Source organism: Citrobacter sp. Cs237 (assembly GCF_030332325.1).
GTDB classification, from domain to species: domain Bacteria; phylum Pseudomonadota; class Gammaproteobacteria; order Enterobacterales; family Enterobacteriaceae; genus Citrobacter_A; species Citrobacter_A sedlakii.
Genome location: NZ_JAOWIB010000106.1, coordinates 123,704 through 148,825, shown reverse-complemented (window position 1 = coordinate 148,825; position 25,122 = coordinate 123,704). Strand labels below are relative to the sequence as shown.

Sequence of the window (25,122 nt, the reverse complement as noted above, 5' to 3'; positions counted from 1 at the left end):
GCCACGGAAAAGAAAAGCCTGGGGGCATGTCCTCCCCCAGGCTGAGCCCGATTAGAAACGGTTCGGGATACCGCCACATTTGCTGGAGTCAGCATCTTTCATGGTCGTGGTGCTGCCGTGTTTGTCGGTGCAGGTCGTCAGTTCCTTACAGGAGGTTACGCCACCGATAGTCACGTTCTGATAGGTTGTTTCGCAGGTTTTGCAGGTTCCGCCCACAACCATTGCAGCTTCGATCGCAGTTAATGTTTTCATTTCTGTTTTCCTTCATTAAGGTTTAATAAGGTGCATTCATTTGCACCGGGAATTCGGCGAAAGCGTTCGCCAAAAATTTTCCACACGCTCAGGGCATAATTCCCTTAAACGCCGCGAACAGGGCAATATTGTTGCGGATATTCAACCGCTTCATTAAATGGCGCTTGATATAACTCAGGCGACGCACGTCCACGTTCACTTCATCGGAAATCTGCGACAACGATTTCCCTTTGAATATTTCTTCCATCAGCCACCACTCATTACCGGAAATGGTGTAATCTTCTTCCCTGTTGTGCAGTTTTTGCCGTGTGTAGTTCACCAGCGAGTGGCTAAAGCAGCATCCCCGATGGCCTTTATCAAACAGATCCTGAAAAAAGGGACCGATATTGTCGATATTTTCACTTTTCAATAACCAGTGCGCACTCGGCAATATGGTATAGAGCGCAAAAAACAGCGGCAAATTATGCTCGCTCAATAAAATCACCAGACTTTTATCTTCCTGCTGATAAAAATCTTTCATCAGTTGCAGCGCGCGAAAACGCTCTTGCGGCAAACTGTCAAGATCGCAAAGAATCAGCAGTCGATGATGATCATCGACTTTTGTCTGGAGCACAGAAATCAGCTGGGCGTAATCATCGGTTAAGGAATATTGCGTCTCAGCCTGCTCGCCGACTAAACGGGCAATTACCGTTTTTAAGCCTTGCGAATAAAAGAAATTCTTATCATAAAGAAAACACTGATACACCATGCCTCAAATCCCTGTTGACGCGCTACTGATAGCTCAATGTGTAATTCGCCGTCGCGGTAAATGGCCCGGTGGTAAGGGTTCCGTTTGCTAAGGCATCTGGCTCCGCTTCAACGAACGCCTGAAAGTTCAGCCGTAAAATCGTGTCGTTAATGGCCACTGGAGTCGTGGCGGCGTTCAGCTGTACCGGGGTGTCGTCGGCCTCCAGCAGACCAATACCCACGCCGCTTGCGTTACCTGGCGCGGTGGCGCTGATCGCCAACCGATCCGCGAGATTAGGGTTAGCCGTCCCGCTGAACGTCACCGTTACGCTGTTAAAAACGCTCGGGGTACAGCCCTGAAGCTTGATGGTGAAGGGCACGGGGACCGTTTTGCCGTTAATGTACAAAGACTTGGTTGATATGTTGCCAAAGTCGACCGGCACCCGCTCTGACTCAGGCGCGATGCTGCACGGATAGGCCATCACCACACCCTTAAAGCTCAAATCGCCGCCGATCAGCTGCCCCAGCGCCCATGCGGAGGGGGTGATAAGCGTCGTCACGAAACAGGCGAGGATCATCATAATGCGCTGCATATTCCCTCCTTACTGGAATTCAGCCACGACCGTGGCCGACGCGTGAAATTCGCCTTCCGGAACTGTCGACGTCGCGCTTTGGGCGATCGGTGCGGCAACCAGATTCCAGTCGCCCTCGTTATTCGCAAATCCGGGCACGTTATAAAAGGTGTTCGGCTTAATGAGATTGCGCTGAGCGTCGCGCAGCGCAATACCCAGCATCGAACGATCGACGCCGCCGGTGCCCTGCGTGCTCAGGTACGAGCCGTCCGTAAAGGCCGGGTTAGGCTGCTGGATACCAAGCTTGATATTCAGCGCCCCCTGGGAAAAGCTGCCGCCTTCGCACTTCACGTGAATCGGCACGTGCTGGCTGAAATTATTGCCGTCCAGCGCGCTGCCGGTGCCCGGAATAGTGCCGAAATCAACGACAATCGGCGTCCCCTGGTTCACCACGCACTTATCCGGTACGGTGATCACCCCGGAGGCGATGGTAATGCGCGATAACGGCGTGCCGCCGATGGCCCCTGGCCCGAGACGCCCAAACAGCTTAGCGATTTCGGACCCCTGTAAGTTCACGCCGTTGATAATGGGTTTGGTGATCATAAAGGTCACCCTTCCCTTAGCCCCGGAAGCAAACTCGTTATCCAGAATCGTACTCGGCACGTTGCAATAGTTTTGCTCAATCCCGTTGGACAGACCTGTAAACGGAACCACTTTATAGTCCCGCACCGTTCCGCCGATATAGATCTCAATTTTGACGTCCATATAGTCATTGAGCTTCAGATAATCCGGGTTGCTCCCCTGCTGGGTTAACGTCGCCTGCGCCGTGTAGTACACCGCCTGATTCGTCATCGGCACAGAACAGTAAGCGCGGCCCTGGAACATCCCGGCCAGGTCAAACGTATCCGTATAGGTTGACCCTGGCTGATTATTGGTAATGTTCGTATTGTTAATGTTGACCATATAGTCATAAGTGCCGCCGACCGGTTCAATTTCGCCATCCACCGCCGACCATGCGGCTCCCGGCATCCCGAGTGCGCAAGCCACCAGTACAGCCGACGCTTTGCGGCGCAACAGGCCTGATACATTCATTACAGATACTCCATCTTCAGGCGCACCAGGCTACTAAACTCACCGGCGCTGACGTGGGTGCCGGTAGACTCCAGCGCCGCCATAAAGCTCAGCTCGCTGTCGCCGTTTTTAATCAGCCAGGGGGCATGGGTCTGCCCGACGTCCAGCGCATTGCCGCTTTTATCCAGCAGCCGAACACCCGCGCCGCGGGTGGTACCGGTCGTGCGCAGCAGTTGCGTATTGTTGATATCCGCCTCGCCGACAAACGTCATTTGCACGGCCTGCTCGCCAGTGCTATACGCGCGCCAGTCTTCGCCGGTGGTACGGGAAGCCAGGCTTCCCCGCGCCTGCGACGCCCCTTTCAGGCAATCTTTCAGATACAGCTTGAAGCGCACCGGCTGGCTGCGATCGCCCGCCTGATGAAAACGCTGGGCGCTAATGTCACCCAGTTCGACGTCCTGGATACGTCCCTGTGTCATAAACACGCAGGGAGAGGCATACACCGAGCCGTGAAACCGGACAATGCCGCTATCTTCGCCGACCTGCTCCAGCGCATTGTGCTGCGGCTGTACCGGTACGTCCGCCGAACTGGAAAACGTCACGCCCATCGCCAGGAGGGCAATACATGGAAAAGGATTTTGCATTGTCAGGTTCCTTCTTGATTAACCCTGTTGAGCAGGCGGCAACGCTTTACAGGTGTTGCCATCGCAACGGAATTTCAGTTCCGGGTGACCGCCATAGTCATTCACAAACATCATTGAGAACTGATTGACGCTTGCATCTGTCACATCAAACTGCTTGCTGGACTTCGGCGCGACCATGATCCCCGGGAATTTGGTGATCTTCTGTCCGGCGCCTTTCGACAAGCCAAGGATGGTGATGTAGTAAGGCGTCGGGTTCTCTGCCGTCATCTTGCTGCCGTTCTTATGGAACACCACCTGATCCTGCCAGACTTCACTTTTTGACTTCGGGATCACCGCCGCCGGGCGGTAAAACAGCTTGATGCGCGACTGCATCGCCAGCTGTAGCGTGTTCGGTTTGTCCGGCTTCGGCGGGATCTCCCGGACGTTGAGATAAAACAGGCTCTCTCTGTCCTTCGGCAGCTTTTCGATACCGTCGGTTTTGGTCACGCGCGCGATCCCCTTCTGCCCGCCGTTGATCCGCTGTAGCGGAGGTAACACCAGCAGCGGCGACGTGATCTTGTTCCCCTTCTCATCTTCAACCCATGACTGGGCGAGGAACGGAACATCCGGGCTGGTGTTGCTCAGATTGGCGCTCGACGACACATCTTTCTCCGTAATAATCACGCGGGTCCGATCCAGCGAGACGCCTGCCTGCGCATAGCCACCCACCGCGCTCAGCGCTAACGCCGCCAGCAGGTATCCGTTATGTCTTTTTTTGCTCATTTTTGGCCTTTTATTACAATGAGATAACTCGTTCTGCCCGGGATTAACGACACGGCAGCAGCGTATCCGCGCGTCCATTTGTCGCGCCTGGTGGGATGGTGATCTTGCACTGCTGTTTTCCGCCCCACATCACGTTCAGCGTTTCGTCAGGGTTGACGCCCGCAAGCCAGGCTTTACCGTCTTCCAGCACCATCGCGACGCTGATACCGTCGGCGTTGTAGACTTCCGCGCCGAACGGCGGAACGCTGTTATCAGCGAGGCGCAGCGTGCCCATCATCTTCATCCCTTTCGCCATGCCGAAGGCCTGATAACCAATCGCCCCTTCGGTAAGCGTTGTGGTGCTGATGGCTTTAGACGGTTCGATGTCGCCGTCCATCGCGTCTACATCCACGCGGGTGTCAAAGCTGTTGTAGCTCACGACATCCGGCACCACGGCAATGCCGAAGCGGTTGGTCCGCGACTTCTCGCCGTTGAGCGGTACGCCGCCAATACCGTTGGTATCCACCATGACGCGAGCGGTGTTCAGCGTCGCGCCGCTGTTGTGAATGGCTGCGCCGTGTCGGGTCGCCGTAAAGCCGCCACGTAACGTGGTGCTCAGCGCCATGTATTCATTCTGGCGATAGCTGGCGTTGGTATTAATTTCCGCCACCTGCGAGCGATGGTTGTAATAACCGTCAACGCTGACGTTGCCTTGCTGGCTGGCGCCTGCGCGAACGCGCCACAGGTTGTTGTAATCGCTGTTGTCGGTATAGGACGCCATCGGGCTGGTTTTGCCGTTGTTGGTCTGGACATCCAGCCCCGCCCATCTGTTGTCGCCCACCGGCACTGACAGGGAGAAGGAAATCGAGTCGTCTTTACTTCCTTTATAGTCAGTACGATAAGCAGAGAGGTTGGCGGTAATACCGTTAATGTCTCCGATACGGAAAGAGCGTCCTACCGACATGCCGTAGCGGTCCTGGCTGCGCTTATCCCAGTAGTTCTGATGCGTCCAGGTCAGGAAGACCGTGGTCGCTTTGCCCGGTTCATCGGCCCAGAACGTTTTATTCCCGGTAATGGTATAAAGTTCTTTTTCGCGGCCCAGGTGGTCATAGCCTTCGTAGCGCTCATCGAGGTATTGCGCCATTGAGCGGAAATCTTCCTGCGAGAAACGGTAGCCCGCGAAGGTGATGGAGCTGTGGTACTCATCAAACGTTTTCGCGTAGCTCAATTTGTAAGAGGTGCCTTTCTTGCGATCGCCTTCCCGCGTGCGGCTCCACGACTCGGTGGCGTCAACCGATATGGCGCCCAGCAGGTTAAGATCGCGGCCAATACCCAGCGAGGCGGCGGTGTATTCTTCACCGGAGGATTGCAGGCCGCCGTACAGCGACCACGCGTTGCTGACCCCCCAGGAGAAATCGCCGGAGAGGAAGGTTGGCCCCTGAAGCTTATGGTTGTAGCGCGACGGCGTACCGCCCGAAATGTTGTAGCGCACATAGCCCGGACGCGTCAGGTACGGAATATTGGCGGTGTTCACCTGGAAGGTAGAAACCGATCCGTCCTGTTCTTCCACGCGCACATCGAGCGTACCGCGCACCGAACTGCGCAGATCCTGAATATTAAACGGACCGGCGGGTACGGTGGTTTCATAGATAACGCGCCCGCTCTGGCTGACGGTGACTTTGGCGTTCGTACGGGCGATACCGTGAATTTCGGGGGCATAGCCCTGTAGCGCTGGCGGCAACATCCGCTCATCGCTGGCGAGGTTGATCCCGGTGAAACGCACCGTGTCAAATACCTGCGAATTCAGGTAGATCTCACCGAGCGTCAGCTTTGCCGCCATCATCGGTAACGGACGGTATGCGTAAATCTGATTCCAGTCGAAATCGAACTGATGGTTCTGGCTGTAGTAGCTGGTCTGATACTCGCCGCGCAGACGCCAGCCGCCAATATTGGCGCCCGCCTGGCCGTAGCCGGAAAGCGAACTGTAGTTTTCATGATCGTTGAACTGGCGGGTAATCTGCCCGTTGAGGCTGTAGTCGAAAATCAGCCCGGCGATGCCCTGATCCCAGCGTTCGGGAGGCGTCCAGTCAGGATCGTTATATTTCATCCACGCCTGCGGCACTGTGATCTCCAGTACGCCGGCATAGTTGCTTAATTTCGCCCCCGGCAGGCTTTGCAGTGAATAGCAGTTTTCATACACCTGAGTAACCTGCATACGCGCGTCTTCTTTCAGCGCCAGTTTGTCCAGCAGGTCGCCATTAATGCACGGCAGCGTGCGTTTGCCTTCGGGAGCATCAATATAACGAATCTTCTCCTGCCCCACCGGCTGGCCATTGATACGAATATCTAACAGGTAGTCGCCAGGGGTAACGTAGTTGTCCGTCGCAAAGCGCGACAGATCGATACGCGTACGATCTGCAGCATCCAGGACATCGGTATTAAATTCAACGCTTTCTTCCGCCCACACCGGTGCCGCATAGCAGCAGCTCATCACATGAAGGGCTATTATCGTTATCTTTGTTTTTAATTTTACCGACATGATTTTCATCCCGAATAAATCCGTAAAAAACGTCCTGCTTCCCGCTACGTTATTGTTATTTTGTTAGTTGTAATCCATAAAAAATTGCGCAACGGCTGTAAATTCACCCGCCTTTATATATTTCTCTACCGGCACCAGTGATGCGGTAAATTTTAAATCGTTATCACTGTCGCTCAGTTCATATCCCCGGGAAGGCTGCCCAAGCGTTAATATTTCACCGTGGCTGTCACGCAGCTGAATGCCAAAACCGTCCGCCTTGCCGCTAATTAATAATGTAGTCGGATCGGATGCCGCCGCGCTGCCAATAAAAGTGACTGAGGCATAAGGATACAGCGAACCGTCATTGCCTCTTTTTACAATCGAGCAACCGGTAAGGCGTACCCGAAATGGCCGCGTAATATTGCCTTCATCATTGCGGTTAATCTGGCTGGCAGACACATTGCCAAATTCGACTTCCACATCGCGGCTTGTCGGGTCCAGACTGCAAGCGGCTTCAATGAGCTCACCGCTCATGGCTAATTTTCCCGGCGTCACGGTTGCACCTGAAGCAGAAGCCGATGCCACCAGAGCACACAAATACAGCGAAATAACGCCTGCGTTGCCTGATTTCATGTTGTCCCTCCCTGGTACGAATAACGCGCTGAAATAAGTGCGGGAATCGCTCCCGCACTCAGACCTGCAAATGGATTACTGGTAAGCAATCTCGAAGTTAACCGTTGACTGGAAGGAACCAGCCGCCACGGTCGCGCTCGCGCTTTCTGCTTTCACATAAGCCACAAACGGAATGGTATTGGTGCCGTTAACCAGCTGAACCGGGGTAGTCGCCTGGCCCCAGACCACGTCCTGGCTGGCGCTGTCGCGCAGGCCGATACCTGCGCCAGACGCGGTGCCGGAAGTGAAGGCTGCGAGAGTGGCATCAGTCGGGTTCACGCTGGTCGGGTTGTAAGACACTTCAGCGGTAGAAGCGACGGTGGTGTCGCAGTGCTGCAGTTCGATGTTCTGATGCACGTTACCGGCGCGCGCACCGTTTGCCAGTGCAGAAACAGGGATCTGACCAAAATCAACAACAACCGGGCTGGAACCTGGCGCCAGACCGCAGGCGGTATTCACCAGTTCACCCTGAAATTCGATCTGGCCATTCGTCGTGTCAGCTAATACCGACATAGAGCCCAGAGCAGCAGTGAAAGCAACAGCCATAGCAACTTTATTCAGTTTCATAACAATATCCTGTTTGTACCAATATCCTGAGAAATAAAGAGTCATCACGTCGCGATCGATATTTCGCTCTGTAGAAAACAACTCTTGGTTTTGTTCCGGAAATGTTCTGGTAATAATTAAAGTTGAAATTATTCAATCTTAATTACCGCCATTCCTTCGAACTGTGCAAAATGCTATCAAATCAAAAATTCACCACAAAGCACTACATTTGCTATGGAAAAGATACGCATTGATAACTCGCAAAAACAAAAAACAGGATGTTATATCTCGCGAAGCTGTGTGATTAATCCTAAACACATGAGGAATTGAGGCGGGAATATTCCTAAGACATAAAAAAAAGACTTAGGATAATTCATATAAACGGCAGAAATAATTTTTCTAACAACACTCGTGAATAAGCGGAAACGCGATGAATAACGTTTAATTCAGGAACATCCTCGCTTATTTCAACCCCTACCGCTCCAGCCTAACGGCATCGTAACCGCACTGCACACGGCATTCTCCGCAGCCGTTACAGCGTTCGGCATCCACCGTGGGGACACCGCTGGCGCTGATAGCGCAGGCCTGTTCCGGGCACGCCTCCACACACTGATTACAGGCGCGCGCCGGGTTTACGCAGGCGTCGTGAAACACGAGACGCAAACCAGTGTCCGGACGCATTTGTGGACGCAGCGCGCCGGAGGCGCAGGCGGCGATGCACAACCCGCAGCCGTCGCAGCTGGCGTAGTCAATTGCCAGCTGTGGGAAGCCATCGTCGTGCGGCGACAGAATGCCCATCGGGCAGGCATCAATACAGTGATGACAGCGGGTACATTGCACGCTAAAAAGCGCGTCTGGCAACGCGCCCGGCGGCAGAGGGTGGGAAAGGTGAAAAGAGGCATCTTCGGGCGCGGTATGTTTTGCCGCGCTGACGAAGGCGCGAAACAGTCCCCGGCGGCTCACGTGCCGGTGAGTCATCAGTTCCTGATAATATTTCTCCGATTTATTCATCCGAAATAAAGCCGTTTCGCAGGCGGTTGCAACGCCTGCTGCTGTTCAACGTCCCGCAGATAACATTCCGCCACCGCAGCAAGACGGGAATAGAACGGACTGATCGTGTTGGCATGCAGCAGCGCGAGATAGCGATACCCCCACGGCAGTAAATGTGTTTCCAGCAGCGTATTCGCGGCGGCGTCATTCCCTTGCTCAAGCAGCGCGCTGTAGGCCAGCAGCATCAGTCCGAACTGATCTTCCGGTTCGGTATGGCGGGCGTCAAAGGCCATACCGTGAGACTGTAAAAACGCACGGTATTCTGCGGTTGTGTCGCCCATCAGCAGGTTATCCCGCTCCAGCCAGACCGATCCCCAGGGCGGTACAGGCATGTCGCCCTGCCCTTCAAACAGGACCGAAAACTGCCAGGCCAGCGCGTCCGCGTCGGGCTGCGGCCAGTCGGCGCATAAACGTGAGATCGGCGTCAGATCGCGCCACGGATACAGCTCCGGCAGCGTCGGCAGACAGTCGATAAGCGCCTTGACGTCTGGCTTTTCCGGCGACCAGTAAAACAGTGCGCCGAGGATACGCGGTAATACGGCACGGGTTGGCATAGTAAAGCTCCTGAAAAATGCCTGAGTATTGCCTGTTGGCGCTACGCTTGTCAGGCCCACAGGTTAGCGCCGCAGGCCTGACAGGTAGGGTTACATCGGCAGCGTCCAGAGATTGTAGAACGCGATACGGCCAACTAACTCCGCGGCGATCACCACCAGCGCCGTCGCCGCGAGAACCGCTACGTTCGTTTTCAGTCGCGACCAGACAACCACGCCCACGATACCCGCCGCCAGCAGCACCGCCTGCGCGGTGAACCAACTGGCTTGCGCCGCGGTCAGGGCGCCGTCAGCGCTCATAAGCGTCGTCATATAGCCAGGACGCAGACAGAAGCTGACGAGGATCGCCAGCACGCTGATCAACAGTCCCAGGCGCAAACCAAACAGCCCGGCGAGAATACCGCCGCCAATGAGCGGCGTCAGCACCATCATCACGGTGGTATAAGAGGAACGCCACGTCACTACCGTTGGCAACTGGTAGATCTGCGGAATCGCCAGAATAAAGACCACGCCGACGATCGCCGCCAGCCACACCAGCCCCTTACACAGCGTGGCGCCACGGTTGAGCAGCAGCCCGAGGGACCCCAACCCGCCCAGCGTAGCAAACACCGCCGACAGCACGATTTCATTGCTCATAGGCGAATGCCCGACGCGCAACAGCATATTCAGCGCGCGCAGCGGCTGGCCGACATGGAAGATCCCCAGCAGGACGCCAACACCAAACAGACACATGACGGAAAACAGCCCCACCGCCATTCGTCGGGCGTCAATCTGCCCGAGCGTGCCGCCGATCAGCAGCAGAATAAACGCCCCAACCGCGCTTTGGGTAAAGACGGTAAAAAAGACCAGCGGTAACTCATGCATGGCGCACCTCCCCCATGTTCACAATTGCCCCTTCCTTGTCCCCCGACGCGCGCGCCTTCGGGTGCGGCTTAATAATCAGGTTCGGATGGGTAAACGACGCGGACGGCAGCGGCGCGATTTCGTTTTCACTGCCATATTTCGCGCGCAGCTCGTCGATCGGACCAAAATCCAGCGCGCGCTGCGGGCAGGACTCCACACAGATCGGGCGCAGATTACGCTCCAGGCGGTCGAGACAGCCGTCGCACTTGCGCATGACTTTCGCCTGCGCATCGAACTGCGGCGCGCCGTACGGGCAACGCATTTCGCAATATCGGCAGCCCACGCAGACGCTATCATCCACCAGCACCAGACCGTCCTCTTCACGCTTGTGCATCGCCCCGGTCGGACAACCAGAGACGCACACCGGCTCGTCGCAATGGTTGCAGGCAATAGAGAGATAATAGGTAAAGGTGTCGTTGTGCCAGCTTTCGCCCTCTTTCACCCAACTGCCGCCGCCGTATTCATACACGCGACGGAATTTCGGGCCGACGTCCAGATCTTTGTTATCCTTGCAGCTGACCTGGCAGGTTTTACAGCCGGAGCAGCGCGAGGAGTCAACGTAAAAGCCATACTGTTTCATTGTGGTTCACTCCTTAAGCGCGTTTGATGTCGACCAGGTTGGTATGCTGTGGATTCCCTTTCGCCAGCGGCGACGGCAAATGGCTGGTCAGGGTGTTGATGCACCCGCCAACGTCCACGCCATTGCTGTCCAGCCGGGTCCACGCGCCCTGCGGCATCGCCACTACGCCCGGCAGAATGCGCTGCGTTACCTTGCAAGGGATCGCCACGGTCCCGCGATCGTTAAACACATGTACCAGGTCGCCGGACTTAAGCTGACGCGCGTTAGCGTCGATCGGGTTGATCCACACTTCGTCCGGAACCGCTTCATGCAGCATCAGCACGTTGGTATAGGTAGAGTGGGTATGGCCTTTGGTATGGAAGCCGCTCAACTGGAGCGGGTATTTTGCCGTCAACGCCTTGTTCAGGTGCGACTCTTTTACCACGCAGAACTCCGGAATCGCCGGAATACGATCGCCTTCCGGTAGTGTCCAGGCTTTCTCCAGATCCGCCAGCGCCTGAGAATAAATCTCGATCTTCCCGGATGGCGTGGTCAGCGGGTTCGCCTCGGCATCGGCGCGGAAGTCGGCAAACGCCAGGCTTTGTTTTTCTGTCGCGACGCGCTGATCGATCACGCCCATCTCTTTCGCCACCGACCACTCCGGCAGATACGGACGCTTTTCGCGGATCTGCTGATAATGCATTTCCGCCCACTGCGCCTGGGTTCGCCCTTCGGTATATTCCTCGCGCAGCCCCAGGTGTCCGGCAATATCGGCGCAGATGTCATAGGTGCTGCGCACTTCCCACATCGGGGTCACCGTTTTTTGGAGGGCGATCATATAGTTGTGCGACCCTGCCGCGTAAGAACTGTCAACCAGATCTTCCGCTTCCAGATAGCTGGTTTCCGGGAGCAGGATATCGGCGTACTTCGCGCTCGGCGTCATATGGTTTTCAATGACGATAATGGTTTCGCACAGCGTTTCGTCAGCGAGGATTTTACGCGTACGGTTGGTTTCACCGTGCTGATTCAGCAGGGTATTACCGGCCTGATTAAAGAATAATTTGATACCGGTTTTTAGCCGCTCGGCGTTTTTCACCCCCATCGTGGTGGCGGTCATTTTCTCCGGGCTTTGAATGGCGTCGGTCCACAGATAACAAGGAATGGAGGTTTTTACCGGGTTGGTCAGAATCGGCAACAGCGGTACGCCGTACGGTGTACCGTATGGCCAGTTACCATTATTGGTGCCTGGCAGGCCGAAATGGCCGGTTAACGCGGGCAGCGTCTGGATCGCACGCACGGTCTGTTCGCCATTGGCGTGACGCTGCGGTCCCCAACCCTGACAAATGTAGCAGGCGCGCGCCGAGGCGATATCCCGCGCCAGTTGGCGGATGCGCGCCGCCGGAATACCGGTGATATCCGCCGCCCACTCTGGCGTTTTCGCTATCCCGTCATCGCCAGTGCCCAGCACGTAATCTTTATAGCTGGCATTCGGCGCCGCGCCTTCCGGTAGCGTACTGCTGTCATAGCCGACGCAGTATTTATTGACCTGTGCTTCGTCAATAAGCTGCTCGCTAATCAGTGTATGGGCGATACCGGCCACCAGCGCGGCATCGGTGGTCGGGCGAATCGGCAGCCATTCCGCATGTTCCGTCACCACTGAGTCGGTATAGCGAGGATCGATAATGACTACTCGCGCTTTAGAGGTCTCCAGCGCGCGACGCAGTTCTTCCACCTGCCCGCCGCCGGACATACGCGTTTCAGACAGGTTAAGGCCAAACAGCACCACCAGATCGGAATGGGCTATTTGGGTGAAGTGGCTGCCCACGTAGGTGCCGTGGGTGTAAGGCGTCGCAGTGGCGATTTGCGCGGTGGAGTAGGTGTTGTGATAGTTCAGATAGCCGCCGGTAAGGTTAAGCAGACGCTTCCAGGCTGGCGATCCCTGGGTGTGATAGTACGCGCCGGACTGATAGTTATAGTAAATCGCTTCGCGGCCATATTTCTCCGTCACGCGCTTCATTTCCGCAGCGATAAAGGCGGTCGCTTCGTCCCAGGAAATACGTTTGAATTTTCCTTCGCCACGTTTACCCACGCGCTTCATCGGATACTTAATGCGATCCGGGCTGTAGACGCGCCAGCGGCTGGAACGGCCGCGCAGGCAGGGACGTATCTGGTGCTCACCAAAGACCGCGTCGTCTTTCGCATCTTCCGGTTCGATACGTACGATACGATCGTCTTTAACGATCACCTTTAGCGGGCAGCGGCTGCCGCAGTTAACGAGGCAAGCGCTATGGCGGACGGTTTCGCCATTCGCGGCGGGTGTCGCATCGGAAGGGGTGTCGGCGTGGGCAGAGGTCGAAAAGGGAAGGGTTATCGCGTTACTCAGGGCAACAGCGGCCCCCACTTTCGCCGTGCCGGTGACGGCGTCTCGTCGGGACAATTTGGCGTTGAGCCACTCTTTTATTTCCATGTTTTATTTCCCACATTGCATCCATAGTTATTATTAATAAGTAATCAATTCTCATCATAAAGGAGTATGCTTGTCAGACGATTGACTATGATCAAGCGAAAAATCCCAGACGAAATAATCTTCCCCTCAGATTCCGCGCGGCTTAGCGAGAAATTTCCCTTTAGCGAATAGCAGCAGTTATACTTTTTACGTATTCATCACCGGGTTTAATTATGTCCCTGTTACAACGCACCCCCTCGCGACGTCTGACGCTGGCCTGGCTCCTGACCCTGACGCTGTTGATCATGGGCTATACCCTGCATCTACACTGGGGGGCGTTTATTCAGTGGTGTCTGGCAGCGCAAATCACGCTGCACCGTTATCTGGTGATGTACCTGCTCCAGTTAAATAATCATCAGTACAGCGGCGGGTTCTGGCTGCTGATCGGCGCGTTTATCTATGGCGTGCTGCATGCGGTGGGCCCGGGGCATGGGAAATTCATCGTCACCACGTATCTGAGCGCCAATAAAGAGAGTTTGCTGGCCGCGCGGGTTGTGCCGTTTATAGGCAGCCTGATGCAGGGGGTGAGCGCGATTCTGTTCGTGTTTATTCTGGCGATAGGCTTTAACTTCGCCTCAGGCGATCTCAGTACCAGCCGCTGGTATGTCGAAAAAATCAGCGCCGTGTTAATCGCCGGTTTTGGCGGATTTCTGATTTATCAGGCATTTCTGTCCCTGCGTCCCGTCACCTTTACAGGTTTTACGCGCGTAACGCCCCAGCATCTCCATAATGAGAAGTGCGGATGTGGTCATCACGGAGTGGGACGCGACCTGACGGACAGCAACTGGAAAACCCGTCTGGGCGTAATTCTCGCCATCGGCGCCCGCCCCTGCAGCGGCGCCATCATGATCCTGCTTTTTTCCAATGCCCTTGGCATTATCAGTTGGGGGATCGCCGCGGTCATGACCATGTCCTTTGGCACCGCGCTGTCGATCATGGGATTGTCGCTGGCGGTACGCTATGCGCGTAGTCAGACATTGGCCTGGTTTGGTACAGGCCATCCCGTGGCGAAATGGCTCGCGCCCGCGGTAAAAATCATCGGCGGCGTGCTGCTGATCCTCTTTGCCGCCGTGTTGTTTTTAACGGTGATCCCGATTAGCGCGAACGGTGACTATATCGCCGCCGGTTGTTAACCTGCAGGGCGCAGAAAATATCTGATAGTGACTCCAGACCCTGCGCTTTTTCCCCACCACCTTTTAATTACGCGTCTCAATAGGGATAATAACCCCACGAATTGTGAATCCGGGACCACCATGAGATACCCCCTGCCCTACCGCAAGCTGCGTAAACGGCCGATGAAACTCGGTACGACGGTGATTTTGATGGTCAGCGCCGTCCTGTTTTCCGTGCTGCTGGTGGTACACCTGATTTACTTCTCGCAAATCAGCCACATGACGCGGGAAGCATTGGCTGATAAAGCGCTGGCGGTGGCGCGAACGCTGGCCGATTCTCCGGAAATTCGTCAGGGGTTGATGAAAAAACCCGAGGAGAGCGGAATTCAGGCCATCGCCGAAGCGGTGCGCAAGCGAAACGACATGCTGTTTATTGTCGTGACCGACATGCAAAGCCTGCGCTATTCCCATCCCGAAGCCCAGCGTATAGGGCAGCCGTTTAAGGGCGACGATATTTTGCTGGCGCTGGATGGCAAAGAGAATGTCGCCATCAATCGTGGCTTTCTCGCCAAAGCGCTGCGCGTTTTTACCCCCATTTATGACGAGCAACACCGGCAGATTGGCGTGGTGGCGATAGGCCTTGAACTGAGCCGGGTGACTGAGCAAATCAATGACAGTCGCGGCAGCATTATCTGGTCGATACTCTTTGGCGTGCTGGTTGGCCTGCTGGGGACGTGGGTGCTGGTGAAGGTGCTTAAGCGCATCCTTTTTGGCCTTGAGCCGTATGAAATCTCTACCCTCTTCGAGCAGCGCCAGGCGATGTTGCAATCCATAAAAGAAGGGGTAATTGCTGTAGACGCCAGCGGCGAAGTCACACTGATCAACGCGGCCGCGCAGGAACTGCTCAGCTACCGCAAATCACAAGATGACGCGCAGTTGTCCACGCTCAGCCATGCCTGGTCGCAGGTGGTGGATTTAACGGAAGTGCTGCGCGACGGCACGCCCCATCGCGACGAGGAAATCAACATTAAAGATCGGCTGCTGCTGATCAACACCGTACCGGTGCGCAGCAACGGGAAAATTATCGGCGCGATCTCCACCTTCAGGGACAAAACCGAGGTCCGCCAGCTTATGCAGCGGCTCGACGGTATGGTTAACTATGCCGACTCACTCCGTGAACGCTCCCACGAATTTATGAATAAATTGCATGTGATTCTGGGTTTGTTACATCTGAAGCGTTATAAGCAACTTGAAGACTATATTATAAAGACTGCGAATAACTATCAGGAAGAAATCGGCTCGCTACTGGGTAAAATAAAATCACCGGTGATCGCCGGATTTTTACTCAGTAAGATTAATCGCACCTCCGATGCGGGGCACAAACTGCTGATTAGCCACGACAGCCAATTGCCGGACAGTGGTAATGAAAATCAGGTTGCGGTATTGATCACCGTGCTCGGAAATTTAATTGAAAACGCGCTCGACGCGTTAGCGGAACAGCCAGGAGGCGAAATCAGCGTCTCCTTATACTATCGCAATGGCTGGCTACATTGTGAGGTCAACGACGACGGTCCGGGCATTACGCCGGAGCGTATTGACTCGATTTTCGAAAAAGGCGTCTCGTCTAAAGGAAGTGGACGCGGCGTAGGTTTAGCGCTTGTTAAACAACAGGTTGAAAGTCTTGGCGGCAATATTTTCGTGGAATCCGAACCCGGCGTTTTCACACAATTTTTCGTACAAATACCCTGGGATGGGGAGAGGGCCAGCACATGATCAATGTCTTTATTATCGATGACGATGCGATGGTTGCGGAGTTAAACCGCCGTTATGTCGCGCAGATCCCCGGCTTTCAGTGCTGTGGCACCGCCCCGACGCTGGCGAAAGCCAAAGAGGTTATTTTTGACAGTGACACCCACATCGATCTGATTTTGCTGGATATCTACCTGCAAAAAGAGAACGGGCTGGATCTGCTCCCTCTCCTGCATGCCGCCGGTTGTAAAAGCGACGTCATCGTCATCTCCTCCGCCGCCGATGCCGCCACCATTAAGGATTCGCTGCACTATGGGGTGGTGGATTATCTGATCAAACCCTTCCAGGCATCGCGCTTTGAAGAAGCGCTGACTGGCTGGCTGCAAAAGAAACGGGACATGGATAAGCACCAGTACTTCGAGCAGTCGGAACTGGACCAGTTGATCCACGGCAGCGCGTCAAACGAGCAGGACACCCGCCGCCTGCCGAAAGGGCTGACGCCGCAAACCCTGCGCACGCTCTGCCAGTGGATAGACGCCCATCAGGATTATGAGTTTTCCACCGACGAACTGGCCAACGCGGTGAATATTTCGCGTGTCTCCTGCCGTAAATACCTTATCTGGCTGGTTAATTGTCATATTCTGTTCACCAGCATCCATTACGGCGTGACCGGTCGTCCGGTATACCGTTACCGTATTCAGGCAGAACATTATTCTTTACTTAAGCAATATTGCCAGTAGAAGATAAATTCACCGTCGGCCATTATTACGTTATCTATTGGTAACAATTATTGCAATAATGAAAAATCGGGAACGTAAAAGTAAAAAGAAGAAAGAGAATACATTGTGCCAGATCAAAATGAATTTGCTGGCCGTATTTCTTTCGAGCCGAAATTATTGCCAGAGGTCACATTGTTTTTAATTTCAAAAACGCTAACAAAAGTTAATAAAGTATTAACTAACCAGTGGAGTGTGTATTTTTAACCACAAAGGAGTAGTCTGGAAATATAACCGGACGAATAAAAAAAGATAAACAGTGGCAATGGAATCGATGCTGCAGCTTAAGGATAAGCGCATTTCGTGAGCAGAGTAGATGTTCATAAATTTCATAACGATACAACAAGAAGCACACGCCTTGCCTCTGCTCTCCTTTTCAAACCTGCCCATCGCCGGGAAGCGCTGCTTCCTGAGTATCATAAAAGCCGATTCGCATCGTCCGCATAAACATGACGAATGCTTATCGAATGTTTAGAAATTAATCACGTTTCAGACGCAACGCATATTCGCCAGGCTCTGCGCCCAATTCACAAAAAACAGAACATGGCTGTGATCGATTTATCAAAATTGATGAGTTTTATCGCGAGGGTAAAGAAATGCTATTTAGTATACAACTTCTAATAATATTAATATGTTTGTTTTATGGCGCCAGAAAGGGCGGTATCGCGCTGGGTTTGTTAGGCGGTATTGGCCTGGTCATTCTGGTGTTCGTTTTCCATCTCCAGCCGGGTAAACCGCCTGTCGATGTCATGCTGGTTATCATCGCCGTGGTCGCCGCCTCGGCAACGCTACAGGCTTCCGGCGGCCTGGACGTCATGTTGCAGATTGCTGAAAAGCTGCTGCGCCGCAACCCAAAATATGTCTCTATTGTCGCGCCGTTTGTGACCTGTACGCTGACCATTCTTTGCGGTACCGGCCACGTGGTGTACACCATTTTGCCGATCATCTACGACGTGGCGATCAAGAATAACATCCGCCCGGAACGCCCTATGGCCGCCAGCTCCATCGGCGCGCAGATGGGTATCATCGCCAGCCCGGTATCCGTAGCGGTGGTTTCGCTGGTCGCTATGCTGGGTAACTTCACCTTTAACGGTAAGCACCTGGAGTTCCTCGACCTGCTCTCCATCACCATTCCGTCCACCCTGCTGGGCATTCTGGCGATCGGGATTTTCAGCTGGTTCCGCGGTAAAGATCTGGACAAAGACGAAGATTTCCAGAAGTTCATCTCCGTACCCGAAAACCATCATTATGTGTATGGCGACACTGCCACGCTGCTGGACAAAAAACTGCCGAAAAGCAACTGGCTGGCGATGTGGATCTTCCTGGCGGCTATTGCTGTCGTCGCGCTGTTGGGCGCCTTCTCTGAGCTGCGTCCGGCGTTTAACGGAAAACCGCTGTCAATGGTGCTGGTCATTCAGATGTTCATGCTGCTGACCGGCGCGCTGATTATTATCCTGACGAAAACCAATCCCGCTTCAATCTCTAAAAACGAAGTCTTCCGCTCGGGTATGATCGCCATTGTGGCGGTGTACGGGATCGCGTGGATGGCGGAAACCATGTTCGGCGCGCACATGACCGAAATCGAAAGCGTGCTCGGTGAAATGGTGAAAGAGTATCCGTGGGCCTACGCCATTGTCCTGCTGCTGGTTTCCAAGTTTGTTAACTCGCAGGCGGCGGCGCTGGCGGCTATCGTTCCTCTGGCGCTGGCTATCGGCGTTGACCCGGCGTATATCGTAGCGTCTGCGCCGGCGTGCTACGGTTACTACATTCTGCCGACCTATCCAAGCGATCTGGCGGCGATTCAGTTCGACCGTTCCGGTACGACGCGCATTGGTCGCTTCGTCATTAACCACAGCTTTATTTTGCCAGGTTTGATTGGCGTCAGCGTTTCCTGCGTGTTTGGCTGGATCTTCGCCGCCATGTACGGATTCCTGTAAAGGTTCCCCCGTGCCGCTCCTTTTCGGGCGGCACGGGATTAATAATATTCAGAAAAATCAACAGGCTGGAAGCACATGTCAAACAAAGAATTCTTTTATCAGGCGCCTTTCCCGATGGGGGAAGACAAAACAGAGTACTATCTGCTCACTTCCGACTACGTCAGCGTGAGCGAATTTGAAGGAGAATCTATCCTGAAGGTGGAACCGCAAGCCCTGACGCTGCTGGCGCAACAAGCCTTCCACGACGCCTCTTTCCTGCTCCGCCCTGAACACCAGCAACAAGTCGCCTCCATTCTTCACGACCCCGACGCCAGCGAAAACGATAAATACGTGGCGCTGCAATTCCTGAGAAACTCCGAAATCGCCGCTAAAGGCGTTCTGCCGACCTGCCAGGACACCGGCACCGCGATTATCGTCGGTAAAAAAGGCCAGCGCGTCTGGACCGGCGGCGGTGATGAAGCGGCGCTTTCCAAAGGCGTTTACAACACCTACATCGAAGACAACCTGCGCTATTCCCAGAACGCGGCGCTGGATATGTACAAAGAGGTGAACACCGGCACCAACCTGCCTGCACAGATCGACCTGTATACCGTCGACGGCGACGAGTACAAATTCCTTTGCGTGGCTAAAGGCGGCGGTTCGGCCAACAAGACCTATCTTTACCAGGAAACCAAAGCGCTACTCACTCCGGGCAAGCTGAAAAACTTCCTTGTTGAGAAAATGCGCACGCTCGGCACTGCGGCCTGCCCGCCGTACCATATCGCTTTCGTCATTGGCGGTACCTCCGCTGAGAGCACGCTGAAAACCGTGAAGCTCGCCAGCACGCATTATTACGACGGTCTGCCGACCGAAGGCAATGAGCACGGCCAGGCGTTCCGCGACACGCAGCTGGAGCAGGAACTGCTGGAAGAAGCGCAAAAACTCGGCCTCGGCGCGCAGTTTGGCGGGAAGTATTTCGCGCATGACATTCGCGTGATCCGCCTGCCGCGTCACGGCGCTTCCTGCCCGGTGGGAATGGGCGTCTCCTGTTCCGCTGACCGTAACATCAAAGCGAAAATCAACCGCGAAGGGATCTGGATTGAGAAACTGGAGCACAATCCGGGCCAGTACATTCCCGATGCCCTGCGCCAGGCGGGTGAAGGCGACGTGGTGAAAGTTGACCTTAACCGCCCAATGAAAGAGATCCTCGCCCAGCTTTCGCAGTACCCGGTCTCCACACGCCTGTCGCTGACCGGCACGATTATCGTGGGACGCGACATTGCCCACGCGAAGCTGAAAGAGCGCATTGAGTCCGGCGAAGGGCTGCCGCAATACATTAAAGATCATCCGATCTACTACGCGGGTCCGGCGAAAACCCCAACGGGCTACCCGTCCGGTTCATTAGGCCCAACCACCGCAGGCCGTATGGACTCCTATGTCGATCTGCTGCAGTCACACGGCGGTAGCATGATCATGCTGGCGAAAGGCAACCGCAGCCAGCAGGTGACGGACGCGTGCCATAAACACGGCGGCTTCTATCTGGGCAGCATCGGCGGCCCGGCGGCAGTGCTGGCGCAGCAGAGCATCAAACATCTGGAGTGCGTTGAATATCCGGAACTGGGTATGGAAGCAATCTGGAAGATCGACGTGGAAGACTTCCCGGCGTTTATCCTGGTGGATGACAAAGGCAACGATTTCTTCCAGCAGATCGTCAGCAAACAGTGCGCTAACTGCGCGAAGTAATCACAGCATCACGCCGGATGGCGGCTGCGTCTTATCCCTCCTGGACTCCCCTCCCCAGGCTGGATAAGCGCAGCGTCATCCGGCTTTCACTTTCCCATGCCGGCTGCGACAACGCATCCGGCAACATTACGTGCAGAACTCCCCATTATCCCCGGCGAAACGTCATAACCAGAATCGGCAGCGCGAATACCAGCGTCAGGAGATTCGCCATGCTGACGGCCATGTCGTCTATTAACAATCCGTAAATCAGCCACATCACTAACCCACAGACAAACATCACGTACATTACGCCAGAAATGCCCTGCGTGTTGCGGGTAGCGATCACTTTTATCGACTGGGGTAAAAAAGAGAGCGTCGTCAGGCTTGCCGCCAGATAACCCACCCACGAAATCCATTCCATGATTACGCCTTCGCTTCGCCTGTCACGCTAACCGGAATTGCCGGTAGCTCGGGCTGCTCAACGGTGGTCGGCGTCCGCCGATATTTATCCAGCAGATGGATCTGGATCTTGCGCAGCATATCGCCGTTCAGATGATAAAAACGGAAGTAGAGAATCAGCGTCAGGACGAAAAACAGGGTTGGCAGCGCGATCATAATAAACTGCATTCCTTGTAGCGTTTCGGCAGACTGCGCGACATTTGGCGCGTAGCCAATCAGCCCTAACACAATAGCGATAAAGAACGCTGCGAACGCGGAACCGCCTTTTACCACCATGGTCTGTACCGAATAGGCAATGCTTTCGCAGCGAACGTGCAGCTTGTACTCGCCGTAATCTACGGTATCCGCCACCATGATGACCTGGAGCACCCAAAAAAGCGCGGTGCCGATATTCATCAATACCCCAGCGAATACAATCAGCGCGGCATTATGATATCCCGCCAGCGCCATTACCAGCAGCGCCGCGCAGCTCAGCACCGGTAAAACGGAAGCGCTTGCCCACAAAATTCGCCGTGACAGCAGTTTCACCAGTCGCGGGAAAAAGACCAACGTCAACAGGTTGGCGGCTCCGGCATAGGACATGTAATACGGAAACAGATCGGCATCGCCAATCACATAAGTGAAGTAATAAATCGCAAAACCGTTGATGATGTTGGAGGCCACGTTATAAGCCAGCGCCATCCCCAGCAGGCAGGAGAGCTGATCGTTTTTATAAATCAGCGCGACGATGGCTTTTAAGGTCAGACGGCTGCCGTCGGCGTTCGCCGAGCTGTCGGAAGAATAAACCTCGTGTACGTTGCGCAGCGTAACGATCGTTGAAGCAATAAAAAACACAATCAGCACCAGCGTGAACATTTGAAAGCCAAATCCACGATCGGCGCCCCCCACATAATTGACAAACGGCAGCGTCACCCCGGCGGTGACAAACCCGGCGAGGCTGGCGAAAAAACGAGGGAATGGCACCAGTTGTTCGCGTTCGCGCTTGTCCAGAGTGATGGTTGGCACCAGCGACCAGAAGGGAATATCCATAATGGTATAGGTCATGCCCCACAAGATGTAGGTCACGCAAACAAACACTATCTGCGTTATGCCTTCGAACAGGTGGGCGCTAAAAACCAGAAACAGCACCAGCGAGTTCGCCAGCGTGCCAATGAGGATCCACGGCTTAAACTTCCCCCAGCGCGTACGGGTGGCGTTGACGATCCACCCCATAATCGGGTCGTTGACCGCATCCCAGATTCGGGCGACCAAAAACAGCGTACCGATAAGCCCTACCGACAGTCCGACCACATCGGTGTAGTAATACATGAGGTACATGTAGACTATGCCAATCGCGAAATCCTTACCAAACGCCCCGAATCCATAACTGAGTTTTGTTGTCATTGATATGCTCATAGGGTACCGGGTCGCTGTTGCCAGCGCCCGCCTTCTGTAATGGGAAACGTCAGAGATAAAATGCCGGGGCTTCCCCGGCGTCATGAACATTAACGATGTAGCCAGGCCGGTAACCAGTCGCCGTGTGCGGCGATCAGGTCATCCACCAGCGCATAGATTTCCTCAATGCCCAACACGGCGGCGGTATGCGGATCCATCATCGCCGCGTGGTAAACGCGATCGCGGTTTTCCGTCAGTATCGCTTCAGTAAGCAGTGTCTGAACGTTGATATTGGTCTGCATCATCGCCGCCAGATGCGACGGGAGCATTCCGGCCTTCGTCGGCTGGATACCGTTGGCATCGACCAGACAGGCCACTTCGACACAACACCCCTGCGGCAGATTGTCGATAAGCCCGTCATTGCGTACGTTGCCGTAAATCACGCTCGGTTCGCCGGTCCACAGGGCGTTCATGATTGTGCTGGCATATTCACGCGACGGCTTAATCTCAATGCGATCCGCCGTTTTGTACTCCTCCAGCTCTTTACGCCAGTTCGCCAACTGCTCGACGCAGCGTTTCGGGTATTCATCCAGCGGCACGCTGTACCGCGCGATCAGATCTTCACGGCCTGGCTTGATAAACCACGGGGTATACTCGGCAAAATGCTCCGAGGATTCCGTTACGAAGTAGCCCAACTTTTTGAACATTTCGTAGCGCACGATGTTCTGACAGCGCGTATTACCGTGAATGTTTGGCTTCGGCGCCTGTCCGGCGTCATACGCCGCCAGCAATTCCGGATAAAGATTGACGTAGCGCCCCTCGGCGGTCTTTCGCTCCAGTTCCAGGTAAAACGCCATATGGTTAATGCCCGCGCAGCGATAGCGCAGCGAGGCCGGGTCGATATCCAGATCGCGCGCCAGCTCTTCCGCCGTACCCTGCACCGAATGACACAGCCCCACCTGCTTAATGTGCGGATAGCGAGCGTACATCGCCCAGGTATTCATCGCCATCGGGTTAACGTAGTTCAGCATGGTAGCGTCCGGGCATACCTCGGTCATATCCTCACAAATCCGCCAGAGATGCGGAATGGTACGCAGCGCCCGCATGATGCCGCCGGGGCCAAGTGTATCCGCGATCGTCTGCTCCAGCCCGTGGCGTTTACAGACTTCAAAATCGGTGACGGTACAGGGTTCATAACCGCCAATCTGGAACGCCACCACCACAAAGTCGGCATCCTGAAGCGCCGTTTTCTGATCGGTATGGCAGGTGATTTTTCCGGTTGCGCCCGCGGAATCCATCAGCTTGCGCACCACAATGTGGGACTCCTCAAGCCGTGTCGGATCGATATCCATCAGCGCGATATGGGCCGACTTCAGTGCCTGGCGATGAAAGACGTCGCCGAGGATATTTTTCACGAAAATCGTCGAACCGGCGCCGATAAAGGTAATTTTTGGTGCAGACATCATGACTCTCCAGATCGGTGTTGTACTGCACTCATCGTGGCATGCGATCCGCGGGAAAACCTCCGTCTTCTCCAATGAGCATTCCCGAAAACTCAGATCGCCCGCCGCCGGGCATCAGATCTGAGCTTTTGGGAGTAAATAGCCAGTAAAGCAGAGTATCCGGCCTGTTTCGCCGACTATTATTGTTGTTAGCGGACCGACTTGTGCGCCTGTTCGCGGTATCTTTGCGCAGCCGCAGGCATGATTCTGATGATTCAGGAAAGGGAGAAAGTATGAGTACCCAACCGATAGCGTTTCTTCCGCCCGATCCGCATATGTGCAATGGCGATGAAAAGCAAACCCGTAGCCCGCTGTCGCTCTATTCTGAATACCAGCGAATGGACATTGAGCTACGGCGGCCTCACGCTATGGCAGCCAGTCACTGGCACGGTCAGGTGGAAGTCAACGTGCCGTTCGACGGCGACGTGGAGTATTTAATTAACAACGAAGTGGTGCGGATAGAACAAGGCCACATTACCCTGTTCTGGGCCTGTACGCCCCATCAGCTTACCCGTCCCGGTGAATGCAAACAGATGGCGATTTTTAGTCTACCCATGCACCTGTTTCTTTCCTGGCCGCTGGACCGCGAACTGATCAACCACGTCACCCACGGAATGGTGGTGAAATCGCTGGTCAGCCAGCAGCTCAGCACATTCGAAGTGGTGCGTTGGCAACAGGAGGCCAACAGCCCTAATGAACAGGTTCGCCAGTTGGCGATCGATGAAATCGGTCTGATGCTAAAGCGCTTCTGCCTTTCCGGCTGGCAGCCCGTCCTGCTGAATAAAACCTCGCGCACGCATGAAAATAGCGTCTCGCGCCATGCGCAGTTTTACGTCAGCCAGATGCTCAGCTTTATTGCCGATAACTACGATCAGGCGTTGACCATCAACGACGTGGCGGATCACGTGAAGCTCAACGCTAATTACGCGATGGGGATATTCCAGCGCGTCATGCAACTCACCCTGAAGCAATACATTACGGCGATGCGCATCAATCACGTGCGCGCGTTATTAAGTGACACCGACAAAACGATCCTTGACGTCGCGCTGACCGCCGGGTTCCGCTCAAGCAGCCGTTTTTACAGCACCTTCAATAAATACGTCGGCATGTCGCCGCAGCAGTATCGCAAACTGAGCCAACAGCGCCGCCAGACAGCAACCGGGTGAGGGGGCGCAAAAGACCGCCCGGTAATATCACTATC

23 protein-coding genes are annotated in these 25,122 nt (G+C 54.7%); 6 read left to right on the top strand and 17 right to left on the bottom strand.

Annotated elements, in window-relative coordinates; all coding sequences use genetic code 11:
* Positions 1-51: 51 nt before the first annotated feature.
* From OGY07_RS14100 to OGY07_RS14035, 14 genes are all read right to left on the bottom strand, one after another.
* The gene (locus OGY07_RS14100; protein ID WP_060570362.1) at positions 52-252 is read right to left on the bottom strand and encodes a DUF4762 family protein; all 201 of its coding nucleotides are present in this window, start codon (positions 250-252) and stop codon (positions 52-54) included.
* Between the two features lie 88 nt (positions 253-340).
* The gene (locus OGY07_RS14095) at positions 341-1,000 is read right to left on the bottom strand and encodes a helix-turn-helix domain-containing protein (protein WP_060570363.1); all 660 of its coding nucleotides are present in this window, start codon (positions 998-1,000) and stop codon (positions 341-343) included.
* Between the two features lie 22 nt (positions 1,001-1,022).
* Complete coding sequence (locus tag OGY07_RS14090) at positions 1,023-1,571, bottom strand: fimbrial protein (protein WP_060570364.1); 549 nt, start codon at positions 1,569-1,571, stop codon at positions 1,023-1,025.
* Between the two features lie 9 nt (positions 1,572-1,580).
* Positions 1,581-2,642, bottom strand: coding sequence for a fimbrial protein (locus tag OGY07_RS14085; protein ID WP_060570365.1), 1,062 nt, complete (start codon positions 2,640-2,642; stop codon positions 1,581-1,583).
* Positions 2,642-3,265, bottom strand: a complete 624-nt coding sequence (locus tag OGY07_RS14080; RefSeq protein ID WP_060570366.1) for a fimbrial protein — start codon at positions 3,263-3,265, stop codon at positions 2,642-2,644. Before OGY07_RS14080 ends, OGY07_RS14085 begins: the two co-directional genes overlap by 1 nt.
* An 18-nt stretch (positions 3,266-3,283) precedes the next feature.
* Complete coding sequence (locus tag OGY07_RS14075; RefSeq protein WP_042291001.1) at positions 3,284-4,027, bottom strand: fimbrial biogenesis chaperone; 744 nt, start codon at positions 4,025-4,027, stop codon at positions 3,284-3,286.
* Between the two features lie 43 nt (positions 4,028-4,070).
* A complete protein-coding gene (locus OGY07_RS14070) occupies positions 4,071-6,545 on the bottom strand; it encodes a fimbria/pilus outer membrane usher protein (protein ID WP_286601276.1) in 2,475 nt (824 codons plus the stop codon).
* 63 nt (positions 6,546-6,608) lie between these two features.
* A complete protein-coding gene (locus OGY07_RS14065; RefSeq protein WP_211934938.1) occupies positions 6,609-7,157 on the bottom strand; it encodes a fimbrial protein in 549 nt (182 codons plus the stop codon).
* Positions 7,158-7,232: 75 nt separating this feature from the next.
* A complete protein-coding gene (locus OGY07_RS14060; RefSeq protein ID WP_060570369.1) occupies positions 7,233-7,763 on the bottom strand; it encodes a fimbrial protein in 531 nt (176 codons plus the stop codon).
* 453 nt (positions 7,764-8,216) lie between these two features.
* Positions 8,217-8,720 carry a ferredoxin-type protein NapF gene (gene napF / locus OGY07_RS14055; RefSeq protein ID WP_286601272.1) on the bottom strand — a complete coding sequence of 168 codons (504 nt, stop codon included), beginning with the start codon at positions 8,718-8,720 and terminating at the stop codon, positions 8,217-8,219.
* Between the two features lie 29 nt (positions 8,721-8,749).
* Complete coding sequence (locus OGY07_RS14050) at positions 8,750-9,346, bottom strand: molecular chaperone TorD family protein (RefSeq protein ID WP_286601270.1); 597 nt, start codon at positions 9,344-9,346, stop codon at positions 8,750-8,752.
* A gap of 90 nt (positions 9,347-9,436) precedes the next feature.
* Positions 9,437-10,207 carry a dimethyl sulfoxide reductase anchor subunit family protein gene (locus OGY07_RS14045; RefSeq protein ID WP_286601269.1) on the bottom strand — a complete coding sequence of 257 codons (771 nt, stop codon included), beginning with the start codon at positions 10,205-10,207 and terminating at the stop codon, positions 9,437-9,439.
* Complete coding sequence (locus OGY07_RS14040; RefSeq protein WP_042291014.1) at positions 10,200-10,826, bottom strand: DMSO/selenate family reductase complex B subunit; 627 nt, start codon at positions 10,824-10,826, stop codon at positions 10,200-10,202. The genes OGY07_RS14045 and OGY07_RS14040 overlap by 8 nt, the downstream gene beginning before the upstream one ends.
* A gap of 13 nt (positions 10,827-10,839) precedes the next feature.
* Entirely contained in the window at positions 10,840-13,272 is a 2,433-nt protein-coding gene (locus tag OGY07_RS14035; RefSeq protein WP_060570371.1) for a DMSO/selenate family reductase complex A subunit, read from the bottom strand.
* Between the two features lie 212 nt (positions 13,273-13,484).
* Between OGY07_RS14035 and OGY07_RS14030 the strand changes: the two genes are divergently transcribed.
* The 5 genes from OGY07_RS14030 to fumA all read left to right on the top strand — a co-directional run bounded on the left by OGY07_RS14030 (position 13,485) and on the right by fumA (position 20,607).
* On the top strand, positions 13,485-14,444 hold the full coding sequence (locus tag OGY07_RS14030; RefSeq protein ID WP_205612959.1) for a nickel/cobalt transporter: 960 nt from the start codon (positions 13,485-13,487) through the stop codon (positions 14,442-14,444).
* Between the two features lie 120 nt (positions 14,445-14,564).
* A complete protein-coding gene (locus OGY07_RS14025; protein ID WP_286601268.1) occupies positions 14,565-16,196 on the top strand; it encodes a sensor histidine kinase in 1,632 nt (543 codons plus the stop codon).
* Positions 16,193-16,912, top strand: a complete 720-nt coding sequence (gene dcuR / locus OGY07_RS14020) for a two-component system response regulator DcuR (RefSeq protein ID WP_042291022.1) — start codon at positions 16,193-16,195, stop codon at positions 16,910-16,912. Before OGY07_RS14025 ends, dcuR begins: the two co-directional genes overlap by 4 nt.
* Positions 16,913-17,544: 632 nt before the next feature.
* The gene (gene dcuB / locus OGY07_RS14015; RefSeq protein ID WP_042291024.1) at positions 17,545-18,885 is read left to right on the top strand and encodes an anaerobic C4-dicarboxylate transporter DcuB; all 1,341 of its coding nucleotides are present in this window, start codon (positions 17,545-17,547) and stop codon (positions 18,883-18,885) included.
* A 75-nt stretch (positions 18,886-18,960) separates the two neighbouring features.
* Positions 18,961-20,607, top strand: coding sequence for a class I fumarate hydratase FumA (gene fumA / locus OGY07_RS14010; RefSeq protein WP_042291025.1), 1,647 nt, complete (start codon positions 18,961-18,963; stop codon positions 20,605-20,607).
* Positions 20,608-20,752: 145 nt separating this feature from the next.
* Here fumA and OGY07_RS14005 read toward each other — a convergent pair whose 3' ends face one another.
* The 3 genes from OGY07_RS14005 to melA all read right to left on the bottom strand — a co-directional run bounded on the left by OGY07_RS14005 (position 20,753) and on the right by melA (position 23,885).
* Positions 20,753-21,007, bottom strand: a complete 255-nt coding sequence (locus tag OGY07_RS14005; RefSeq protein ID WP_042291027.1) for a SemiSWEET transporter — start codon at positions 21,005-21,007, stop codon at positions 20,753-20,755.
* A gap of 2 nt (positions 21,008-21,009) precedes the next feature.
* Positions 21,010-22,440, bottom strand: coding sequence for a melibiose:sodium transporter MelB (melB, locus tag OGY07_RS14000; protein ID WP_286601263.1), 1,431 nt, complete (start codon positions 22,438-22,440; stop codon positions 21,010-21,012).
* An 89-nt stretch (positions 22,441-22,529) separates the two neighbouring features.
* The gene (melA, locus tag OGY07_RS13995) at positions 22,530-23,885 is read right to left on the bottom strand and encodes an alpha-galactosidase (protein WP_082636840.1); all 1,356 of its coding nucleotides are present in this window, start codon (positions 23,883-23,885) and stop codon (positions 22,530-22,532) included.
* Positions 23,886-24,154: 269 nt separating this feature from the next.
* On the opposite strand from melA, the gene melR reads away from it, so the two are divergent.
* Positions 24,155-25,087, top strand: coding sequence for a transcriptional regulator MelR (melR, locus tag OGY07_RS13990; RefSeq protein WP_286601260.1), 933 nt, complete (start codon positions 24,155-24,157; stop codon positions 25,085-25,087).
* Positions 25,088-25,122 lie beyond the last annotated feature (35 nt).